Annotated in this window: 16 protein-coding genes; 7 read left to right on the top strand and 9 right to left on the bottom strand. The window is 60.4% G+C overall.

The features are described from left to right. Positions 1-54: 54 nt before the first annotated feature. The 4 genes from ABD903_RS15095 (at position 55) to ABD903_RS15080 (ending at position 4,591) form a co-directional block, all read left to right on the top strand. The gene (locus tag ABD903_RS15095; protein WP_345225620.1) at positions 55-720 is read left to right on the top strand and encodes a protein-L-isoaspartate(D-aspartate) O-methyltransferase; all 666 of its coding nucleotides are present in this window, start codon (positions 55-57) and stop codon (positions 718-720) included. A 147-nt stretch (positions 721-867) separates the two neighbouring features. After that, positions 868-3,057, top strand: coding sequence for a M43 family zinc metalloprotease (locus ABD903_RS15090; protein ID WP_345225618.1), 2,190 nt, complete (start codon positions 868-870; stop codon positions 3,055-3,057). A 132-nt stretch (positions 3,058-3,189) separates the two neighbouring features. Continuing rightward, complete coding sequence (locus ABD903_RS15085; RefSeq protein ID WP_345225616.1) at positions 3,190-3,708, top strand: acyl-CoA thioesterase; 519 nt, start codon at positions 3,190-3,192, stop codon at positions 3,706-3,708. A gap of 88 nt (positions 3,709-3,796) precedes the next feature. Continuing rightward, positions 3,797-4,591 (top strand): hypothetical protein, encoded by a 795-nt coding sequence (locus tag ABD903_RS15080; protein WP_345225614.1) that lies wholly within the window; start codon positions 3,797-3,799, stop codon positions 4,589-4,591. A gap of 108 nt (positions 4,592-4,699) precedes the next feature. On the opposite strand, the gene ABD903_RS15075 is transcribed toward ABD903_RS15080, so the two are convergent. The 8 genes from ABD903_RS15075 to alaS form a co-directional block, all read right to left on the bottom strand. Then, complete coding sequence (locus tag ABD903_RS15075) at positions 4,700-5,857, bottom strand: redoxin domain-containing protein (RefSeq protein WP_345225612.1); 1,158 nt, start codon at positions 5,855-5,857, stop codon at positions 4,700-4,702. Between the two features lie 150 nt (positions 5,858-6,007). After that, the gene (locus tag ABD903_RS15070) at positions 6,008-7,132 is read right to left on the bottom strand and encodes a TlpA family protein disulfide reductase (protein ID WP_345225610.1); all 1,125 of its coding nucleotides are present in this window, start codon (positions 7,130-7,132) and stop codon (positions 6,008-6,010) included. Between the two features lie 82 nt (positions 7,133-7,214). Then, the gene (gene gatB, locus ABD903_RS15065) at positions 7,215-8,675 is read right to left on the bottom strand and encodes an Asp-tRNA(Asn)/Glu-tRNA(Gln) amidotransferase subunit GatB (protein ID WP_345225609.1); all 1,461 of its coding nucleotides are present in this window, start codon (positions 8,673-8,675) and stop codon (positions 7,215-7,217) included. A gap of 195 nt (positions 8,676-8,870) precedes the next feature. Continuing rightward, a complete protein-coding gene (locus tag ABD903_RS15060; protein WP_345225607.1) occupies positions 8,871-9,722 on the bottom strand; it encodes an energy transducer TonB in 852 nt (283 codons plus the stop codon). Between the two features lie 81 nt (positions 9,723-9,803). Further along, complete coding sequence (locus tag ABD903_RS15055) at positions 9,804-10,601, bottom strand: TonB family protein (protein ID WP_345225605.1); 798 nt, start codon at positions 10,599-10,601, stop codon at positions 9,804-9,806. Positions 10,602-10,723: 122 nt separating this feature from the next. Further along, positions 10,724-11,689, bottom strand: a complete 966-nt coding sequence (locus ABD903_RS15050; protein WP_345225603.1) for an LIC11966 family surface protein — start codon at positions 11,687-11,689, stop codon at positions 10,724-10,726. Positions 11,690-11,756: 67 nt separating this feature from the next. Next, entirely contained in the window at positions 11,757-12,512 is a 756-nt protein-coding gene (locus ABD903_RS15045) for a TonB family protein (RefSeq protein WP_345225601.1), read from the bottom strand. 228 nt (positions 12,513-12,740) lie between these two features. After that, entirely contained in the window at positions 12,741-15,425 is a 2,685-nt protein-coding gene (alaS, locus tag ABD903_RS15040; RefSeq protein WP_345225599.1) for an alanine--tRNA ligase, read from the bottom strand. 264 nt (positions 15,426-15,689) lie between these two features. On the opposite strand from alaS, the gene ABD903_RS15035 reads away from it, so the two are divergent. The 3 genes from ABD903_RS15035 (at position 15,690) to ABD903_RS15025 (ending at position 18,136) form a co-directional block, all read left to right on the top strand. After that, complete coding sequence (locus ABD903_RS15035) at positions 15,690-16,052, top strand: MerR family transcriptional regulator (protein ID WP_345225597.1); 363 nt, start codon at positions 15,690-15,692, stop codon at positions 16,050-16,052. A gap of 90 nt (positions 16,053-16,142) precedes the next feature. Beyond that, positions 16,143-17,300, top strand: coding sequence for a DNA-processing protein DprA (gene dprA / locus ABD903_RS15030; RefSeq protein WP_345225595.1), 1,158 nt, complete (start codon positions 16,143-16,145; stop codon positions 17,298-17,300). Next, entirely contained in the window at positions 17,297-18,136 is an 840-nt protein-coding gene (locus tag ABD903_RS15025; protein ID WP_345225592.1) for an aminotransferase class IV, read from the top strand. Before dprA ends, ABD903_RS15025 begins: the two co-directional genes overlap by 4 nt. On the opposite strand, the gene ABD903_RS15020 is transcribed toward ABD903_RS15025, so the two are convergent. Further along, positions 18,133-18,354, bottom strand: a complete 222-nt coding sequence (locus ABD903_RS15020; protein ID WP_345225591.1) for a hypothetical protein — start codon at positions 18,352-18,354, stop codon at positions 18,133-18,135. The two genes, ABD903_RS15025 and ABD903_RS15020, sit on opposite strands and share 4 nt — an antisense overlap. Positions 18,355-18,567: the final 213 nt, after the last annotated feature.

Genomic DNA, 18,567 nt, shown 5'->3' with positions numbered 1-18,567 from the left:
GGTGTAAAGGTAGGGCAGGATTCCACAACCCGAAACGCCCGCCACTCCGTCGCCATGCACGATTCAGCCGCCGATACCTACCGTCACCGTGGCCAGCGCCGCGCCCTCGTGGAGGAGCTGCGCCGCAAAGGCATTCACGACGAGCGGGTACTGACAGCCATTGGCAGCGTGCCACGCCACCTGTTTTTTGAGCGGGCCTTTGAGTCGCACGCCTACCAGGACAAAGCCTTTCCCATTGGCGAAGGCCAAACCATATCCCAGCCTTACACCGTGGCTTATCAAAGCCAACTGCTTGACGTAGCCCCGCGGCAACGGGTGTTGGAGGTGGGCACCGGCTCGGGCTACCAGTGCGCCGTGCTGCTGGAGCTGCAGGCCACCGTGTTCAGCATTGAGTACAATGCCGTGCTTTACGAACGCACCCGGCACCGACTGGCCCAGTTGGGCTTTGCCGGCGCGCAGTTGTTTTGCGGCGACGGCTCGGTGGGCCTGCCCGAGCATGCGCCCTTCGACCGCATTCTGGTGACGGCAGCCGCGCCTACCCTGCCCCGGCCGCTGTTGCGACAGTTGAGCGTGGGCGGGCGGCTGGTGGTTCCGGTGGGCGACGAACACGTGCAGCGCATGGTGCGGGTAACGCGCGAATCGGCCGAAGGCTACGCCCAGGAGGTATTCGAAGAGTTTCGTTTTGTGCCGCTGCGCGGAGCCGCAGGCTGGGGTGAGTGAACCGCCTCTTTATCATGCCTTTGAATTCGAGAAGCGCTGATGTAAATTGGCCAGCCGTTACGGCCCGGTCATGGCTTCACGCCTGCATTCCACTGCCTTAAACGGTCGGGCTTAGCCGTATTTTTTTGTTCCACCATTCTACTGTTCATGCTACGTAAACTTCTACCCGCGCTGCTGCTCGCCGTCAGCGTCTTTTGGTCGGCGGCGCCGGCCCAGGCGCAACGCCAGTCGCACCCCGAGCACTCCTATGGCTTCCGCTGCGCTTTCGACAGCGTGCAGCAGGCCGAATGGCAACGTAACCCCGGCGCCAAGCGCGAATACCAGGCGTTCATGCAGCAAGTGGCCGCCATGACGCCGGCCCAGCGCAACCAGTTGCGGGCCATGCCCGACGTAACGGTGCCGGTGGTGGTGCACGTTATGCACACGGGCACGGGAAATAACATTTCGGATGCTCAGGTGTATGACGCTATTCGTATCCTGAACGAAGATTTCAACAAGCTGAACCGCGACACGTCGGACGTAATTGCCGCGTTCCAGCCGATTTATGCCCGCGTGGGCTTTCAGTTTCGGCTGGCCCAGCGCGACCCGAACGGCAACTGCACGACCGGCATCACGCGCACCTACTCCACGCAAACCAACGTGGGCGACAGCAACGTGAAAGACGTGATTCGCTGGCCTGCCGACCGTTACGTGAACATTTGGGTAGTTGACCGCGCCAACGGCGCCGGCGGCTACGCCTTTTTGCCCTGCGGTGGCGGACCGCTGCTCGATGGCATTGTGATTCTGAACACGCAGTTTGCCAGCATTGGCCGCTCCTGCGGCAGCAACTTCTGCAACCGTTCCCTCACCCACGAAATGGGCCACCACTTTGGTTTGCCCCATACCTGGGGTCCGGGCAACACGCCGGGCGCTGCCTCTAACTGCAACTTCGACGACGGCATTGCCGATACGCCCAACACTGTGGGCGTAGGCGGTGGCATCGGCGGTACCGGCTGCCCGCTCACCAACCAGTCGTGCGGGGTGCTGGCCAACGTGCAGAACTACATGGACTATTCTTCCTGCGCGAAGATGTTTACCGAAGGCCAGAAAGCCGTGATGCGCGCCTCGCTGAATCTGGCCTGCCGGTCCACCATGGTTTCCTCCGCTAACCTCGTGGCTACGGGAACGAACGACGGCTACACGCCGGTGTTGTGCGCCCCCACGGTGGCCTTCCGCTCGTCCATTTCCACCATTTGCCAGGGCGGCTCGGTTTCTTTTGCCGAGTACTCCTACAATGCCAACCTGGCCAATGCCACCTACCAGTGGAGTTTTCCCGGTGGTACGCCCGCAACGTCTACCGCGCGCACGCCCACGGTTACCTATAATACCCCAGGCGTTTACGACGTAACCCTGACCGTTACGCCCACCAACGGTCCGGCGGGCACCCTCACCCAGCAGCAGTTTGTACGCGTAATCGGAGCCAATGCGGCGTTCGTAGCGCCCTTCTTCGAAACTTTTGCTAACTCTTCCTGGCCTAACAACGCCACCGACCCCGAGAAAAGCTGGCGCGTGGAAAGCAGCTCCCCTACGGCAAGTAAGTGGGTGCGCCTGCAGAGCGTTGGCTCACCCCTGCTCGGCCCCTCCGACGATATTGCTATTCGTCTGGCCAATGGCTCCAGCAGCCTGCCTAACGGCACGGTTACCACGCTTTACTCACCCCTGATCAACCTGGCAGCCACGCCCGTTCGCGGTAGCTACGAATTGGCTTTTGACCGCGCCTACGCCCGCCGCAACAGCTCTTCGGCCGAGGTAATGCGTGTGGCTTTCAGCGGCGACTGTGGCTCTACCTGGACGAGTTCCATCACCATCAGCACGGCTTCGTTGGTAACCAATGGCGGCGCGTTTGTGCCGGGCACGTTCATTCCGCAACCAACGCAGTGGGCCACCACGTCGATTCCGATTCCGCCCACCTTGCAGAGCGCCACGCGTCTGCTGGTGCGCCTGGAGGTTACCTCGGCTGGCGGCAACTTCCTTTACCTCGATAATTTCCGAGTAGCCGAACCGGTAGTGGCCTCGAACCAGGCGGCTGATATGGCCAGCCGCGGCATTACGGTATTCCCGAACCCGCTTACCCGCGAAACGGCTGTGCAGTTCCGCCTCGATAAGCCCACCACAGCCCAGGTGCAGGTGTTCGATTTGCTGGGCCGCCCGGTACTCAGCACCGAAGCGCGCAGCTTAGGCACTGGTCAGCAGCGCATTTTCTTGCAGGCCGACGGCAAGCGTTTGGCCGCCGGCGTGTACGTGGTACAGCTCACCCTGGATCAGCAGCGGTACACCACCCGGGTGCTGGTGCAATAACAGGCGCCTATTTTTCGGCCAACACGGCCCCCGCACAATTGTGCGGGGGCCGTGTTGTTTTTATGGAAAGACCAGAGAGAGCAGCGGTAGTCTATCTTTGCGGCCGATTTCCCGCTATACCTCCTGCCAGTGATGCGCAAACAGAAACCCGTAAAGGAATCCTTCGTCCGAATGACCGAGCTGGTGCTGCCCAACGACACCAATACGCTCAACAACCTGATGGGCGGCCGTATGATGCACCTGATGGACATTGCTGCCGCTATTGCCGCGCAGCGCCACTCAAACCGCATCGTGGTTACGGCCTCGGTCGATAACGTTTCGTTCCGCGAGGGCATTCGGCTGGGCAACGTGGTAACACTGGAAGCCAAGGTGACGCGCGCTTTCAGCTCCAGCATGGAAGTGCACATCGACGTGTGGGCCGAAGACATTCCCAGCGGCACCAAAGTCAAGTCGAACGAAGCCTATTTCACTTTCGTGGCCGTCGACCAATCCGGCCGGCCTATTGACGTGCCCGAGGCCGTGGCTGAAACCGAAGAGGAAATTCGTCACTACGACGGGGCCCTGCGCCGTCGCCAGCTACGCCTTGTGCTGGGTGGCCGCATGAAGCCGCAGGAAGCCAATGAGCTGAAAGCCTTGTTTGACATGGAATAGTGAAAGAGCTAACTTGAAGGAGCGCTGCCAGCATCAGCCCGGCGCTTCTTCAAACCTCTTCCCGTCTCATTTCCATATTTTATTACCCGTGGACGACGCAACGCCCGCCTTCTACCAGCAGCTCTACAACGGCACGCCCCTATACGTGGTAAATGAGCCCGCGTCCGAGCCGATTGCATCCCCAACAGCAGTTGCCAAACCGGTACCAGCTGCTCCTGCCGTTGCGGCTCCTTCGGTGGTGCCTTCTGCGTTACCGGTAGCCAACAAACAAGCTCCTGAGGTTTCTGTAACGGCCCCCGTGCCGGTTGCGGCTGCGCCAGCAGGCCCCAGCCGCCTACCGTCGTTAGCCGACTTGAAAGCGGCCCGGGAGGCCGTTCCGCAGCCCACTCCGGCAGCGCCAATGGCACCGGCCATTGCCACGCCAAACCCGGTCCCGGCGCCTGCCGCCGCTGCCCAACCCCTACCCCAGGTACCCATAGCCCGCCCACCCGTACCGTTCGATACGTTAGGCAGTAACCCAACCGGCATTGTGCTGCTAGTGCGCGTGGAGCCTGAAAACCTCGTAAAACTGCAGCGCAACGTGTTCCTGAACAACATGCTCAAGGCCATTGGGCGGGTTATGGAAGAGTGCGTGGTGGTGAACGTGCGCAGTCCCTACCCCGTGGGCATTGCCGATTTGCGCGCCAGCGGCCTGGCCGCCACTCAGGTACTGGGCTTCGGTAAGAACCTGCTCGACGTGGCCACCAAACGCACACAGCCCTACGAGCCCGTGCGCCTTGGTGACGTGGCCTACCTGCCGGCAGCTGAAATCGAGATTATAGAGTACGACAATTCGCGCAAGAAGCAGCTCTGGCAGGCCTTGCAGCGCATGTTTCTGGGCTAGTAAAGGCTTTTCTACCCCTCCCACAAAGAAAAAGAGCCCGCGGCATGCCGCGGGCTCTTTTTCTGTCCGTAGTTAAAACAAGCAGCATTACACCACCCGGTTTTAAGCTTACTTCAGCACTTTGGCCAAACGGGCCTCCAGCTGTTCGCCGCGCAGGTTTTTAGCAATAATCTTACCCTGCGGATCGAGCAGGAAGTTCATGGGAATACCCGTTACGCCGTACGCCTGCCCGGCGGCCGATTGCCAGCCCTTCAGGTCCGAGACGTGGGTCCAGGTCAGCCCGTCGGCCTGGATGGCCTTTTCCCACTTGCCCTTGTCCTGGTCCAACGACACGCCATACACGGTGAAGTTCTTGTCTTTGTACTTGTTAAAAGTGCGTACCACGTTCGGATTTTCCTGGCGGCAGGGGCCGCACCACGAAGCCCAGAAATCGAGCAACACGTACTGGCCGCGCAGGCTGCTCAGGGAAACCGTTTTGCCATCGGGAGTGGCGAGGTTAATATCGGGGGCTACGGTGCCCACCGCCGTTTTGCGCAGCGGCTCCAGCTTGGCAACCAGGGCTTTGGTGTAGCGCGAGTTTGGGATACTGGCTTTCAGTCCGGTGGCCAGCGAGTCGGCAAAGCCGAAGTTCTCGTCGGGGTTTACCAGGTTGGTCATCACGAAAGCCGACACCACCGACTTCGGATTCTGCAGCATCAGCTTCTTGAGTGAGGCAGTGCTGTAGGCCTGAGCTTTGTAAAACTGCTGCTCAATAATTTTCATGGAGTCTTCCCGCCCGGCCTGGCCATTCGCCTGGAAGCGGGCATTCAGCGACTCCAGCGACTTGCGTGACTGGTTCATGGTGCGCGTAACCTGCTGCAGCATCTCCGAGTCTTTGGAGCCCTTCACAGTGTAGTCGGTGCCCAGTTTTTGGGCGTCGCCGGTTAGTTGCACCTTGGTTTTGTTGTCGAGAGCCAGCAGCACCTGGTTGGCTTCGTTAACTTTCACCTGGTACAGCCCGGTTTCCGTTACGCTGCCCTTGAATTTAAAACGCCCCTGCGCGTCGGTTGCGGCCGTGTCGCGGCTCACGAACTGGGTTTCGGTCAGCTCCGACAAGTACACCTTGGTACCGGCCGGAGCATTGCGCAGCTGGCCGGTAATTTCGAATCCATCTTTGGCAGCAGCTACGGTTTCGGCGCTGCCCGCGGGCGTGGATTCGGAACAGGAGGTGTGGGTGGCGCCAAACACGGCGGCGGCCAGAAAGAGGCTGTACATGGGGTATTTCATCTGCGGGTAAAATTCACGGCACCGCCAGCTGGCATGGCGCCCGAACAGTTCAGACTGCAAGATGCCGATTGCCGGCCGGTTTGGAAAGCAATCGGCACTCCGCGGCTACTGCACAAGTCGTAGGCGGGTGGGTTGGTTCCCTGCCGACGGCTACGGCAGCAGTTCGGCAAGCTTTTTCTCCAGCGCCTCGCCTTTCAGGTTTTTGGCAATGATGCGCCCCTGCCGATCCAGCAGAAACGAAGTGGGGTATTCGTAGACGTTGTACTTGGTGCCGGCCACGCTGGCCTCGCCCGACGCGTCGAGCACCTGCGCCCCCGGCAGCTGGTCCTGCGCGAGGGCCGCCGTCCAGGCCTCGCGCTTGCTGTCGACGGAAATGCCGTACACGGCGAAGCCCCGGCCCTGGTACTGCCGGTGCAGTTTCACCAGGTTGGGGCTTTCCTGCCGACAAGGTCCGCACCAAGAGGCCCAGAAATCGAGCAGCACGTACTGCCCGCGCAGGCTGCTCAGCGCCTGGGGCTGGCCATCGGGGCCGGGCAACTGCACGTCCGGGGCCGGCTGGCCGATGGCGGTAGCGCGGCGCATGGCCTGGTACTGTAACAGACGCCGGGTGTAGGATAACTCCGGCCACTGCCGGGCGTAGCGCGTGGTGGCCGAATCCACAAACGCCTGGTCGGCCTCGTACGCGGCCCCGCTCAGAAACGACATGGCCGCGTACGGAGCTACAAAGGAGTTTTGCCGGGCCACGCGCTTGGCCGCGGCGGTGAGAGCCGCCGCGTGGGCGCTCCACTCCTGCGCCACCCGGCGCTGGGCAGCCGTGTCGGCGGGGACTGGCGGCGGGCGCCGGGCCAACTCCTCTATGCGCCCCATAATGCGGGCGTGCTCCCGGTTCATTTCCGCCAGCGCCACGGCCGCGGACGAGCCGCTGACCTCGCCCGTCAGCCAGAGGCTAGTCGCGTCGGCACGCACCCGCAGGTGGCTGCCGGGGGCCAGGGCCAAGCCGGCGGTGGCGCGCTGGCCCGGCACGCGCAGCGAGTACACGCCCGGCGCCGCTACCCGCCCCCGCACGCGAAAGCGCCCGGCGGCATCTGTGCGGGCCGAATCCAGGACCACGTCCCGCCCATCGCGGTAGTCGCTGACCTGCACCCAGGTGCCGGCCGGGGCGTTGCGCAGTTGCCCGCTGACTTCGTAGTTGGGCGCGGCGGGGCGCCGTTGGGCGGCGGCCGGTACGGCCAGGGTGAGCAGGAAGGTGAGCGGCAGCAAGAAGGTTGGGCGCATAACCAAGAACGAGCGGCAAAAAAACACGCCCACCCGCTGGAGACCAATGAGTGGGCGTGAAGTTGCAAGGGGCTCGGCCGGTTTACGCCTGCTCCAGCTTGTCGCGCAGCAGCTGATTGGCCAGCTTGGGGTCGGCTTTGCCTTTGGTGAGCTTCATCAGCTCGCCCATGAACATGCCGGTCAGCGACTTTTTACCGGCGCGGTATTCGGCCACCTTGGCGGGGTTGGCATCGAGCACCTGCTGCACCATGCTTTCCAGCTCGCCGGCATCGGACTGCTGCAACAAGCCCAGGCTTTCGGCAGCTTCGCTGGCCGATTGGGCAGGGTTGTCGAGCAAATGCGGGAAGAGCTGCTTGGAGGCTACGGAGTGGTTTACCTTGCCCCCGTCGATCAGGCCGATGATGTCGGCTAGCTGCTGCGCCTTAAGCGGAAACTCGCTCATGGTGTAAGCCCGCTCGTTCAGGAAGGACTTCACGGGACCCTGCATCCAGTTGGCAGCGGCTTTGGCGTTGGGCGTAAGACGCGTCAGCTCGTCGAAAAACAGGGCAATGTCTTTCTCAGCAGTCAGCACGTTGGCGTCGTAATCGGATAAGCCCAGCTCGCCCGTGAAGCGGGCATAGAGCTGCTGCGGCAGGGCCGGCAGTTCGGCCTGTACGCGGTGCAGCCAGGCGTCGTCTACGATTACGGGCGGCAAATCCGGCTCGGGGAAGTACCGGTAATCGTTCATGGTTTCCTTGGTGCGCTGGGCCTGCGTGGTGCCGGTGGTGGCATCGAAACCGCGGGTTTGGCTCACCACTTCCTCCCCAGCTTCCAGCAAGGCAATTTGCCGCTCAATTTCGTACTCAATGGCACGCTGCACGTTGCGGAAGGAGTTCATGTTCTTCACCTCCACCTTGGTACCGAACTTGCCGGCCCCCTGCAGCATCACCGAAATGTTGGCGTCGCAGCGCAACGAGCCTTCTTCCATGTTGCCGTCGCAGATGTCGAGGTACTGCACCAGCTTCTTGATTTCGGTCAGGTAGGCGTAGGCCTCGTCGGCATTGCGGATGTCCGGCTCCGACACAATTTCGATGAGCGGCACGCCGGCGCGGTTCAAATCAACCAACGTTTCGGTTTCCCCGGCCAAGTGCATGGACTTGCCCGCGTCTTCCTCCATGTGAATGCGCGTGATGCCCACGTTCTTGGTCGAACCGTCGGCCAGCCGGATTTCCACGTGGCCCTTGGTGCAGAGCGGGGTTTTGTCCTGGGTAATCTGGTAGCCCTTGGGCAGGTCGGGATAGAAGTAGTTTTTGCGCGCGAACAGGTTGTCGCGGGTAATCTGGCAGTTGGTGGCCAAGCCCATTTTAATGGCGTACTCCACCGCCGTGCGGTTAATGCGCGGTAGCGTGCCGGGGTGGCCCAGGGTAATTACCGACAAGTTGGAGTTGGGCAGGGCTCCGTACTCGTTTTCGTCGGCCGAGTACATTTTGCTGCGCGTGAGCAGCTGTGCGTGCACTTCAAGGCCAATAACGGGCTGGTATTTCAATTTGATGTTCTCGTCCATAAGCAAGGCGCCGGCGCGGGATTCAGCCCCGCCGGCATTGAGGGCGCAAGTTAGCAGCCCGCGCGCTTTTTGCCGACGTCCGCCGCCTAAGCTTTAGGAGGAGAAAGGCTCGGCAATGCGCAAAGCCCGCCGCGGCCCAAAGTCGTGTGCTTTCGGGCCGCGGCGGGCTTTGGGCGTTCTTAGGTGAGCCTGCGCTTATTCGTTGGAAGCGGCGGCAGCGCGGCGCGTGGGGTAATAAAAGAAGGTGCCTTCCATTACACTTGGTACGGGCTGGCCCTCCTCAGTGGCCGGCACAAGGCGCGGCAAGCGCCGCACGGCTTCTAGGGCGGGCGCGTTCAGGTCGGGGTCGTCGGAGGTGAGTACGCGCGGGTCTTGCACGTTGCCCAGGCTATCAACGGCGAAGGCCACATGCACGGCACCGTCGGTAGCGCGGGCGTAGCCTTTAGGGATAAACTGCGCGAATTGCTTTTGCAGGGCCTGAAACACCACGGCTTGTCCGGCGCCTTTGCCCGTAAGTTTCGCGGCGGTGCGGTACACCGGACAAACCTCCAGCACTTGCCCCCCGGCGCCAAAACACTCGCCTTTTACAATGGTGCCGGCGCGGTTTTGCTGGTCGCGGCGCGGTTTGCCGTCGGGGTAAAAGGTTTTCATGGGGCCGTCGAGCTTGCCGGCGCGGTAGCTCAGGTCCTCGTGCAGCTGGCCGTTCGGGTACCACTCGCGGGTGCGGGCGTGCGGGGTCACAAAGGGCACGTCGCTGCTGAAACCGGCATCGAGCAGTTGTTTGTGCTCCTGTAGCGTATAGCGGCGCACCCGCCATTTCACGCCCAGGCTATCGGCGCGGCGCATGATGTCGTAGCTGTACGCCCCTTGAGCTGAGGGCAGCGGCACGGCGTTGCGGTCGAGGTAGCGCACGGCTACTTTATGGCCGTCGAGCTGCTCGAGAGAAGCCACGGTTTTAACCTGAGCCTGCGCAACGGCAAGCGGCGCAACGAGCAGCGAAGCCAAGAGGCCGCGCCGGGCAGCCAAACGAACGTAGAATGAAGTCATAGCAAGCGAAAGATACTGTTAAGCGCGCAACCTCGCTCCTGCTGCATGTCTGTTTAATCAGGCTTTGCCCAACCGAATTTCCTACAAGCCCAGCCGGCGGAGCGCTTTTACCGCACCGGGCGCTTTAAAGCTGATGGGAACCAGCATGGTTACCGGAATCCGTTCGCCGTCGGCGCGGCCGGGTGTGAAGGCAGGCAAGGTGCGCACGGCAGCCACGGCGGCGGCATCTAAATCAGGATTAATACCCTGCTGCACCCGCACCTCGTCCACGTTGCCGCGGGCGGTTACGGTAAAGGCCACCAACACCTGGCCTTCGGCAGCGTCGCGCAGGGCTCCACTTGGGTAACGCAGGTGGTTACTCAAGTGCGCCACGAGAGCTTCGTTGCCACCGGGAAACGCTGGATCTTGCCGAAACGGCACATGAGGCTCCACAAGCTGGCCATCGGGCGCGAAGTACTGGCCTTTTATCAGCCGACCGTGGTCGTAAAGGTCGTTGCGCTTGGGGCTGCCGTCGGGGTAGTAAGTGCGCAGGTAACCGTCGGTCTGGCCGTCATCGGCGGTGTAGCTCAGGCGCAGCAGGCCATTGGGGTAAAAGCTGCGGGCCGGCCCCTGCTGCACGCGGCGGGTGTTGTTGGCGTAGGTTACCTCCGAGTACAGCTGCCCATCCGGAAAAAACGTGAGGGTTACGGCGGGGGCTTTGGGTGCGCCGTTGGTTGGCTTCAGCACCTGCGTGTAGTAGGCCTTGGCCATAGGCACTTGTACCAAATCTTCGTCGAGGTAAAGCACCATGGAGTCGTCGATGCAGGGCGTGAGCACCGACTGTTGGGCTTGTGCACCCAAGGCAGCAAGACTTAAAGCGAAGGGTAACAGTGCTTTCATCGGCAAGGGCTTCGAGCAAAGATACTGTTATCATCAGCTCCCATCGAAAGCCTGGAAAGAACTACCCGACCCTCACGCGACGGATTCACTGTACTCGATTACGTTGGTCAAAACTTCTAAAATCAATCGTTGAAAACCGGCACATAAGCTGCCATAAACTGGTGGCTGGCGCGGTTATAAGCGTCGATGTATTTCTGGTTATTCTGGTTGAAGTAATTGATGTAGCCGTTAAAAGCTGTGACATCGGCCTTCGATAGGGCGTCTTTGCGTTGCATCAGTTCCTGCATTTTCACAAACTGGTTCTGGCACATTCCGGCATAGTGGTTTACCAGGTTCTTGGCGGCTTCGCGGTACTGCGCATCCTTACCGCGAAAAGCGGGCACAGTTGCCAGCGCCGACAAGGCTGTTTTGCTGTCTTCCAGTAGTTGCAGGCGGGCTGTTTCGAAAGCCGCGGCGTCCTGGGCGTTCATGGCATCGGTGAGCTTGGCCGAGGCCTTTTCGATGCGGAATTCGGCTAGGAAAACTCGGTGCTGGTAGCTGTTGACCTCCGACACCTGCGCCATGTACTGCGCCAGACGCTTGCCCTCGGGGTCCTGGGTGGTGGTCATGCCGTGGCGCTTGGCAAAGCGTTGCTGAGCGGCGTCAACCGAGTCGTTTACTACCTGCAGCTTACGCTCGGCAATTTCCTGCAGCCGGAAATACTGTTCCATGTTTTCGATGGTAGCGGTGCGAGTGGCCGCCAACATATCCACGGCTTTGTAATCCTCGGAATATACTTTCAGGAGTTGCAAAAAAGCCTCAATGCTTTGGTCTTTAAAGCCTTTGTCGTCCTGAAAAGCCGGCATTTTGCCCAGCTTGCTCAACGACAGCTCGGTTTGCTTTACCAGATCGAGGCGCTTGGCATCGATTTTCTTTTCGTTGTCGGAGTGCGCGGCTTTGCTGATGTAGCGCAGGTTTTTCTTGAGCATGGCCCGTTGCTCAGCCACAATAAAGTTATTGTAGGCGCCGGGGTCGGTGAAGGTTTGGGCTGAGGCGGTGGTGGCGAGGCCGGCGAGCAGTAAGCCCGTAAACAAAGTAGAAAGTTGCATAGGCGGGTTGATGAAAAGAATGAATTAGGTGTAAACGGAAGACAATGGCTGCGAACGGCGCGGGCAGCTATTCCATTGCGGCCTCGCGCCGCTTGTTACGCCGCGGCGCAAAGCCGTTTTTAATGGTAAAAGTGACCGGCACGGTGTAGACTACGGTAACCGGAACTTCATCCTGCCGGCCCGGTTCCCAATCAGGCAAATCGGAAATAACGCGAAGTGCCTCCTCGTCAAGCGCCGGGTGCAGGCCTTGGCGGACCACGGGATTGGTGACCCTCCCCAAGGTATCCACCACAAACCCAACGAAAACCTTTCCCTGCACCTGCTCCCGCAAGGCTTCGGCGGGGTAATGGATGTTTTTGCCGAGATGATTCATTAGCCCAGCCATGCCACCGGGCGGCGTGGGCATCTGCATGAAGGGAAAGTAGGGCACGACCTGTCCATCCGGCGCGTAGCAAGTGCCACCCTTTGATTCGTTCGCCACAAACTGCTCACGCCGCTTGAGTTGTCCAGTTCGGTGATAAACTACTAATTCGCCGGTTCGTTGGCCGTGTACCCATGTGTCGCGCCAATGCAGCTGACCGTTTTTGTACCACCGCTCCGCCACGCCGTGTGTAATATGCTTGCGGTAATGCTCGTAGGGCCAAGTTGCAATCTTGGTTCCGTTGGCGTTATAGGTAAACTCAACTGCGTGTAAACTATCCGCGAACTGGGTTTCTACCCGCGTAACAGCCCCTTCCGCCGAAGGAAGTTTCTTGTTATTGACATCGAAATACTCCACCACCGTACGCGGCTCGTTGGAGCCGGACGTTTGCTGCGCCTGCATGGAAATAGGTAAGGCAGCTAGCAAACCAGCCAAGCCAACGCGTAAAAGCTGATCCATTGCGAAGAGAATAAAAGAGGCGAATACCCTGCGGGAGTATTTGAATAATACCTTGGGAATATAAATGTATGGAGCGGTTGGCGCACCACCAAAAAGCTGCTGGCCGCTCCCCTCGCTCGGTGTAGAGCGAAAGAAGCGGCCAGCGCCAATGTTGCATTTGCGGCGCTAAGACTAGCTCAGCAGGCCGCTCACCAGCCCTTCAGCCTTGCCAATGGCGGCATCCAACCCGGCGGCGTTTTTGCCGCCGGCCGTGGCGAAGAACGGCTGACCGCCGCCACCGCCCTGGATTTCTTTGGCCAGCTCGCGAATCATCTGCGTAGCGTTCAGCTTGCCGCCTTTCGCCAGCTCGTCGTCCAGCATCACGGCCAACTGCGGCTTGCCATCCACTTCGGCGCCCAACACCAGCACGAGGTTTTCTACAACCTGGCGCAGGCCAAAAGCCAGCGTTTTAAGCGCATCGGCCGAACGAGCCGGCACTTTGGCAGCCAGGAAGTTCACGCCGTTCAACGCCTTCACCTGGCCGGCCAGCTGGTCTTTCAACTGCCCAAGCTGCTGCACTTCGGCTTGCTCCAACTGCTTGCGCAGCGTGGCAGTTTCGTCGGAGAGCTTCTGGATGGTGGTAACCAAGTGCTGCGGGTTGCCGAGCAGCTCACGCACCTGGGCCAGCAGGTCCATTTGCTCGTCCACGAACTTCTCGGCTAGGTCGGCCGTCACGGCCTCGATGCGGCGTACACCGGCGCCCACGGCCGATTCGCTCACGATCCGGAAGAAGCCGATTTCGCCGGTATTCGGGGCGTGAATGCCGCCGCAAAGCTCCACGGAGTAGTCGCGGTCGAAGGTGATGACGCGCACCGAGTCGCCGTACTTCTCACCGAACAGGGCCATGGCTCCGCGCGAGCGGGCTTCGTCGATGGGTACGTTGCGCTCCTCGCCCAGCGGAATTTGCTGGCGGATGCGCTCATTCACAATGCGCTCCACCTGGCGCAGCTGGTCGTCGGTTACCTTGGAAAAGTGCGAGAAGTCGAAACGCAACAGCTTTTCGTTCACCAACGATCCGCGCTGGGCTACGTGCGTACCCAGCACTTCGCGCAGGGCGGCGTGCATGAGGTGGGTGGCCGTGTGGTTTTTGCGAATCTGCTCGCGGCGGGCTTGGTCTACTTTGGCTTCCACCGGTGCATCCAGGTCCTGTGGCAAATCGAGCACGGTGTGCACAATCAGGTCGTTTTCCTTACGGGTGTCAATTACGCGCACTTTGGAAAGCGGCGTAATAAGGTAGCCGGTGTCGCCCACCTGCCCGCCCGACTCGGCGTAGAACGGCGTTTGGTCGAGCACGATGTGGTACTCGGTTTTGCCCTTTTGCGTCACGGCGCGGTAGCGCAGAATGCGCGCCTCGGCCTCGATGGCATCGTAACCCACAAAGCGCGGCAGCTCCTGCGAGGGCTCCACAATGGTCCAGTCGCTCTGCTCCTGCTCAGAGGCGTTGCGCGAGCGGGCTTTCTGCTGTTCCAGCTCGGCTTTAAACTCGTCTTCGCTCACCGTCAGGCCTTTTTCGCGGGCCAGCAGGGCGGTTAGGTCGAAGGGAAAGCCGAAGGTGTCGCTTAGCTCGAAGGCTGACTTGCCGTCGATGTGGTTGTTGTTCTGGCGGAAGCCGCTTTCCAGCGCGTCGAGGCGGCGCAGGCCGTTTTCAAGGGTTTTGAGGAAGGCAATTTCTTCCTCCTCAATCACGCGCGTCACAAATGACTGCTGGGCTTTCAACTCGGGGAAAATAGCCTTCATGTGGTCGGCCAGCACCGGCACCACCTTGTAGAGAAAGGGCTGCTTCTGGTTCAGCGACGAAAAGGCGTAGCGCACGGCGCGGCGCAGAATGCGGCGAATAACGTAGCCGGCCTTCACGTTGGAGGGCAGCTGGCCGTCGGCAATGGTGAAGGCAATGGTACGCACGTGGTCGGCAATGACGCGCACGGCAATGTCGGTTTTTTCGTGCTCGGTGGCCGGTTGGTCAGTCACGGTGGCTGGGGCGGTGCCGTAGTACTTAACGCCGGCTTCCTGCGCAATGAACTGAATCAGCGGCTGGAACACGTCGGTGTCGTAGTTCGACTTCACGCCCGACACGGCCATCATCAGGCGCTCGAAGCCCATGCCGGTGTCTACGTGCTGGGCGGGCAGCTTTTCCAGGGAGCCGTCGGCCTTGCGCTGGAATTCCATGAACACGTTGTTCCAGATTTCCACTACCTGCGGGTGGTCGGCATTCACGAGCTCGGCGCCGCCCTGCTGGGCAATTTCGGCCTCGTCGCGCAGGTCGATGTGGATTTCGGTGCAGGGGCCGCAGGGGCCGGTGTCGCCCATTTCCCAGAAGTTGTCCTTCTTGTTGCCGGGCAGAATGCGGTCATCGGTGGTGTATTTGCGCCACAGGGCCTGGGTTTCGGTATCGGCACCCAGCTTGTCGCCCTGGTCGCCTTCGAAATACGTTACGTACAGGCGCTCCTTCGGCAGCTTGTACACTTCCGTTAACAGCTCCCAGGCCCAGGCAATGGCGTCGGTTTTGAAGTAGTCCCCAAACGACCAGTTGCCCAGCATTTCGAACATGGTATGGTGGTAGGTGTCGTAACCCACTTCTTCCAAGTCGTTGTGCTTGCCGCTCACGCGCAGGCATTTCTGGGTATCGGCAATGCGGGCGTACGGCGCGGGCTTGTTGCCGAGAAAGTAGTCCTTGAACGGCGCCATGCCCGAGTTGATGAACATCAGCGTGGGGTCGTCTTTCACCACAATGGGCGCCGAGGGCACGATGTGGTGGCCCTTGGAGGCGAAGAAATCAAGGAACTGCTGACGAACTTGATTGGCTGAGGGAAGCGACATAAGCGGCTGGAGCACGAACACGAGGTTCGCGAATCGTTAGGTATCGGAAGAAACAAACCCGACAGCCGGAGAATTGGCAACGGCCGGGTTTTTGGCTACTTTTCGGCTTCCGAAGCGAGTAAAGTCGCCTCGGAAAGCACTTCCGGCAAAAGTAGCCACTTCGCATGGAAGAAAGAACGCGCCGCCGGCTTTAGCTTGCACAGCAGCGCACTTCCGGCTCTACCGAGTTCGGTAGCTGCCCTAAACCGCCCCGCCTACGCCCTTATGCCTTACAAAGAGCACGACATCGAGAAACAATACTTTACCATTGGCGAGGTGGCGGCGCAGTTCGACGTGGCACCGTCGCTCATTCGCTTCTGGGAAACCGAGTTTGATGACCTCAAGCCGCGCAAAAGCAAGAAAGGCAACCGGCTGTATTCGCCGCAGGACATCGAGATTTTTCGCACCATTTACCACTTGGTAAAGGAGCGTGGCTACACCATTCCCGGTGCCCGCGACCTAATGAAACAGCGCGGCCCGCAACTCAAGGAAAAAGTAGACGTGATTCACTCGTTGGAGAAAGTGCGCAACTTTTTGGTGGGCCTGCGCAAGGAGTTAGATGCTACGAGCAAGAATTTGAACAGCTAACTCTTGATAAAGAATAGCCGAGCCTGCACGGCTCCGCTAATTCCGACTTTACGTATCATCACTATTCGCTAGCAGTTATTGCAGGTGCCTTTGTTTACATCTTCTCCCGACCTGCAAGCTGGCGCCGAAGGCCCGCAGCCAGCTGCTTCAGCTGATTTACTACCCGAAGTAGCCCTGACGCTGCTGGCCGGCATCGGGCCTTTGCTAACCCGGCAGCTCATTAGCTACGCTGGTTCGGCGCAGGCGGTGCTCAGTGCTCCAGCCGCAAAGCTGCAGAAAGTACCGGGTGTGGGTCCGGCCGTAGCAGCCACCCTGCGCAACCAAGCTGCAGCCCTGCGGCAGGCCGAAATCATCTTGCGTCAAGCCGAAAAAACCGGTACGAGGTTGCTCTACTACACCCGCCCCGATTACCCCACTCGCCTCCGGCCCCTAGCAGACGCGCCGGTGCTGCTCTATTACCAAGGCACCGCCGAGCTAAATGCCCCCCGCACTCTGGCCGTGGTGGGCACCCGCCAAGCCACCGATTACGGCCGGGAGCAAACCGAACGCCTCATTAAAGGCGTGGCGCCTTACCAGCCGCTCATCATCAGCGGCCTGGCCTACGGCATCGACATTGTAGCGCACCGCGCGGCCCTGCAGGAAGGCCTGCCCACCATTGGCGTTATGGCCACCGGTCCCGATCAGATGTATCCCGCTGCGCATCGGCGCACCGCCGAGAAAATGCTGGAAAACGGAGGTCTGCTGACGGAATACCCCTTCGGCACTGGCCCAGACCGTTACAACTTTCCCGCGAGGAACAGAATCATAGCTGGCCTCGCCGATGGCACCGTGGTAGTGGAAGCAGCAATAAAAGGCGGCGCGCTCATCACCGCTGAGTTGGCCCTGGACTACGACCGCGAAGTGCTGGCGGTACCCGGCAACCTGGGTGCCGCGGCTTCGGAGGGCTGCAACCACCTCATTCGGAACCAGCAGGCCAGCATTTACACCGGACCTGCAGACATCGAGCAAACCCTGAACTGGGACAACGCCCTGCACCCCACCAAACCAGCCAAAGCCGCGCTCGACCCTGCGGATTTCACGCCCGAGGAGTTTCGGCTGCTCGAGGCCCTGGGCACGGGCGAAAAGCAAATTGATGAGCTGAGCTGGCGGGCCCAGTTACCGGGCCACCAAACGGCCTCGCTGCTGCTGGGCCTGGAATTCCGAGGATTGGTGAAGGCTTTACCGGGAAAAAAATTCGCGCGGATATGACACCCGGCGCCGATTACGTGATTTACAACGGGCAATTGCAGACCGCGGCGGGCTTTTCGCTGCCACATTCCTCGCGGGCTGCTTTGTACGGCGACGGTTTTTTTGAGACAATGGTGTGGACGGCTGGCCGCGTGGGTTACCTGGCCGGGCACCTTGCCCGTTTGCAACAAGCGGCCGCCGTATTACGGCTTGAGCTGCCGCCCGAACTGCAATCGGCCGAAGCAATTGCGGCGGAAGCAAGCCGCCTGGTAGCCGCTACCAGCCGCGAGCAAGCCCGCCTGCGGCTGCAATGCTGGCGCGGCGGCGCAGGTTTGTACTTGCCCGAAACAAACCGGGCCGATTACCTGCTTGCCGCTGCGGACCTGCACCTAAACGATAAACCGATAAACGAAGCTGGTTTTGCCCGGCAAGTGCAAACGCTGCCCGGACCGCTGGCTTTTTGCAAGGGGCCCCAAGGCTGGTTGTACGTACTGGCCGCCCAGGAACGCCAGGCCCGTGGCCTCGGTGAGCTGCTGCTGCTCGATGCGCACGGTGCCGTGGCCGAGGCCGTGGCAGCAGCAGTATTCTGGATTCAGGACGGCGCTTTGTACACCCCCGCGTTAACCACCGGCTGCGTGGCCGGCGTGCGGCGGGCCCACCTGCTGCAAGTAGCCCGCGAAAGGGGCATCGAATGCCACGAAGGGCACTTTTCGGCGGCACAAGTGTTAGCCTCGGAAGCTGTTTTTACGGCCAACGTGGCCGGACTTCGCGCCGTGCAGAGAATTGAGCAGAGCCTGTTTGAGAGCGAAGACCACGCTCTGTTACAAGACCTACGCGTTTGGGAGCAAGTTGCTTAGGAGGCCGGGGTAACCGTTCGGCAGCGCAAAGCCAGCCAGCTCTCTTCGAATTCCAACAAGTCGGTTTCAGATACGTCGTTATCGCGTAAGACCTGAATCCGGGGCGCGGCGCCGGCTTCCAGGGCATAAAGAGCAATCCAGGCCCGGTGCTGACGTGGCAAGGAGCTAGGCGAGGTTAGGGTGGCGGTAAGCAACGGACGCGGGTGGGAAGGTGCCATGCAGCAGATACGGGAACTGCCGTTGGATTGGATTTTACTGGGCGGGTTTAATTTCCCCAACGCAAAAAACCATGGTTATGTTGCCGAAAGCAAACTAAAACCCTCACATCTATATGTGATTATCCCAGTAATTTATCCGACATCCTTCCCGGGTCCGATTAAATCAATAAACAACCTTGGTAAAGATCAAGCTCCTTCCTACCTAAGCGGGTA

It is taken from the genome of Hymenobacter koreensis, from assembly GCF_039541855.1.
Taxonomy (GTDB): domain Bacteria; phylum Bacteroidota; class Bacteroidia; order Cytophagales; family Hymenobacteraceae; genus Solirubrum; species Solirubrum koreensis.
This window is presented reverse-complemented; position numbering and strand designations above follow the sequence as displayed.

Coding starts and splice junctions, on each gene's coding strand:
- ABD903_RS15070 (WP_345225610.1), bottom strand. CDS start 7,132: ATGCGCCCAACCTTCTTGCTGCCGCTCACCTTCCTGCTCACCCTGGCC.
- ABD903_RS15035 (WP_345225597.1), top strand. CDS start 15,690: ATGCCTTACAAAGAGCACGACATCGAGAAACAATACTTTACCATTGGC.
- ABD903_RS15090 (WP_345225618.1), top strand. CDS start 868: ATGCTACGTAAACTTCTACCCGCGCTGCTGCTCGCCGTCAGCGTCTTT.
- ABD903_RS15045 (WP_345225601.1), bottom strand. CDS start 12,512: ATGCAGGCGCAGCAAACGTCCGGCTCCAACGAGCCGCGTACGGTGGTG.
- ABD903_RS15025 (WP_345225592.1), top strand. CDS start 17,297: ATGACACCCGGCGCCGATTACGTGATTTACAACGGGCAATTGCAGACC.
- gatB (WP_345225609.1), bottom strand. CDS start 8,675: ATGGACGAGAACATCAAATTGAAATACCAGCCCGTTATTGGCCTTGAA.
- ABD903_RS15095 (WP_345225620.1), top strand. CDS start 55: ATGCACGATTCAGCCGCCGATACCTACCGTCACCGTGGCCAGCGCCGC.
- ABD903_RS15075 (WP_345225612.1), bottom strand. CDS start 5,857: ATGAAATACCCCATGTACAGCCTCTTTCTGGCCGCCGCCGTGTTTGGC.
- ABD903_RS15020 (WP_345225591.1), bottom strand. CDS start 18,354: ATGGCACCTTCCCACCCGCGTCCGTTGCTTACCGCCACCCTAACCTCG.
- ABD903_RS15050 (WP_345225603.1), bottom strand. CDS start 11,689: ATGCAACTTTCTACTTTGTTTACGGGCTTACTGCTCGCCGGCCTCGCC.
- ABD903_RS15055 (WP_345225605.1), bottom strand. CDS start 10,601: ATGAAAGCACTGTTACCCTTCGCTTTAAGTCTTGCTGCCTTGGGTGCA.
- ABD903_RS15060 (WP_345225607.1), bottom strand. CDS start 9,722: ATGACTTCATTCTACGTTCGTTTGGCTGCCCGGCGCGGCCTCTTGGCT.
- alaS (WP_345225599.1), bottom strand. CDS start 15,425: ATGTCGCTTCCCTCAGCCAATCAAGTTCGTCAGCAGTTCCTTGATTTC.
- ABD903_RS15085 (WP_345225616.1), top strand. CDS start 3,190: ATGCGCAAACAGAAACCCGTAAAGGAATCCTTCGTCCGAATGACCGAG.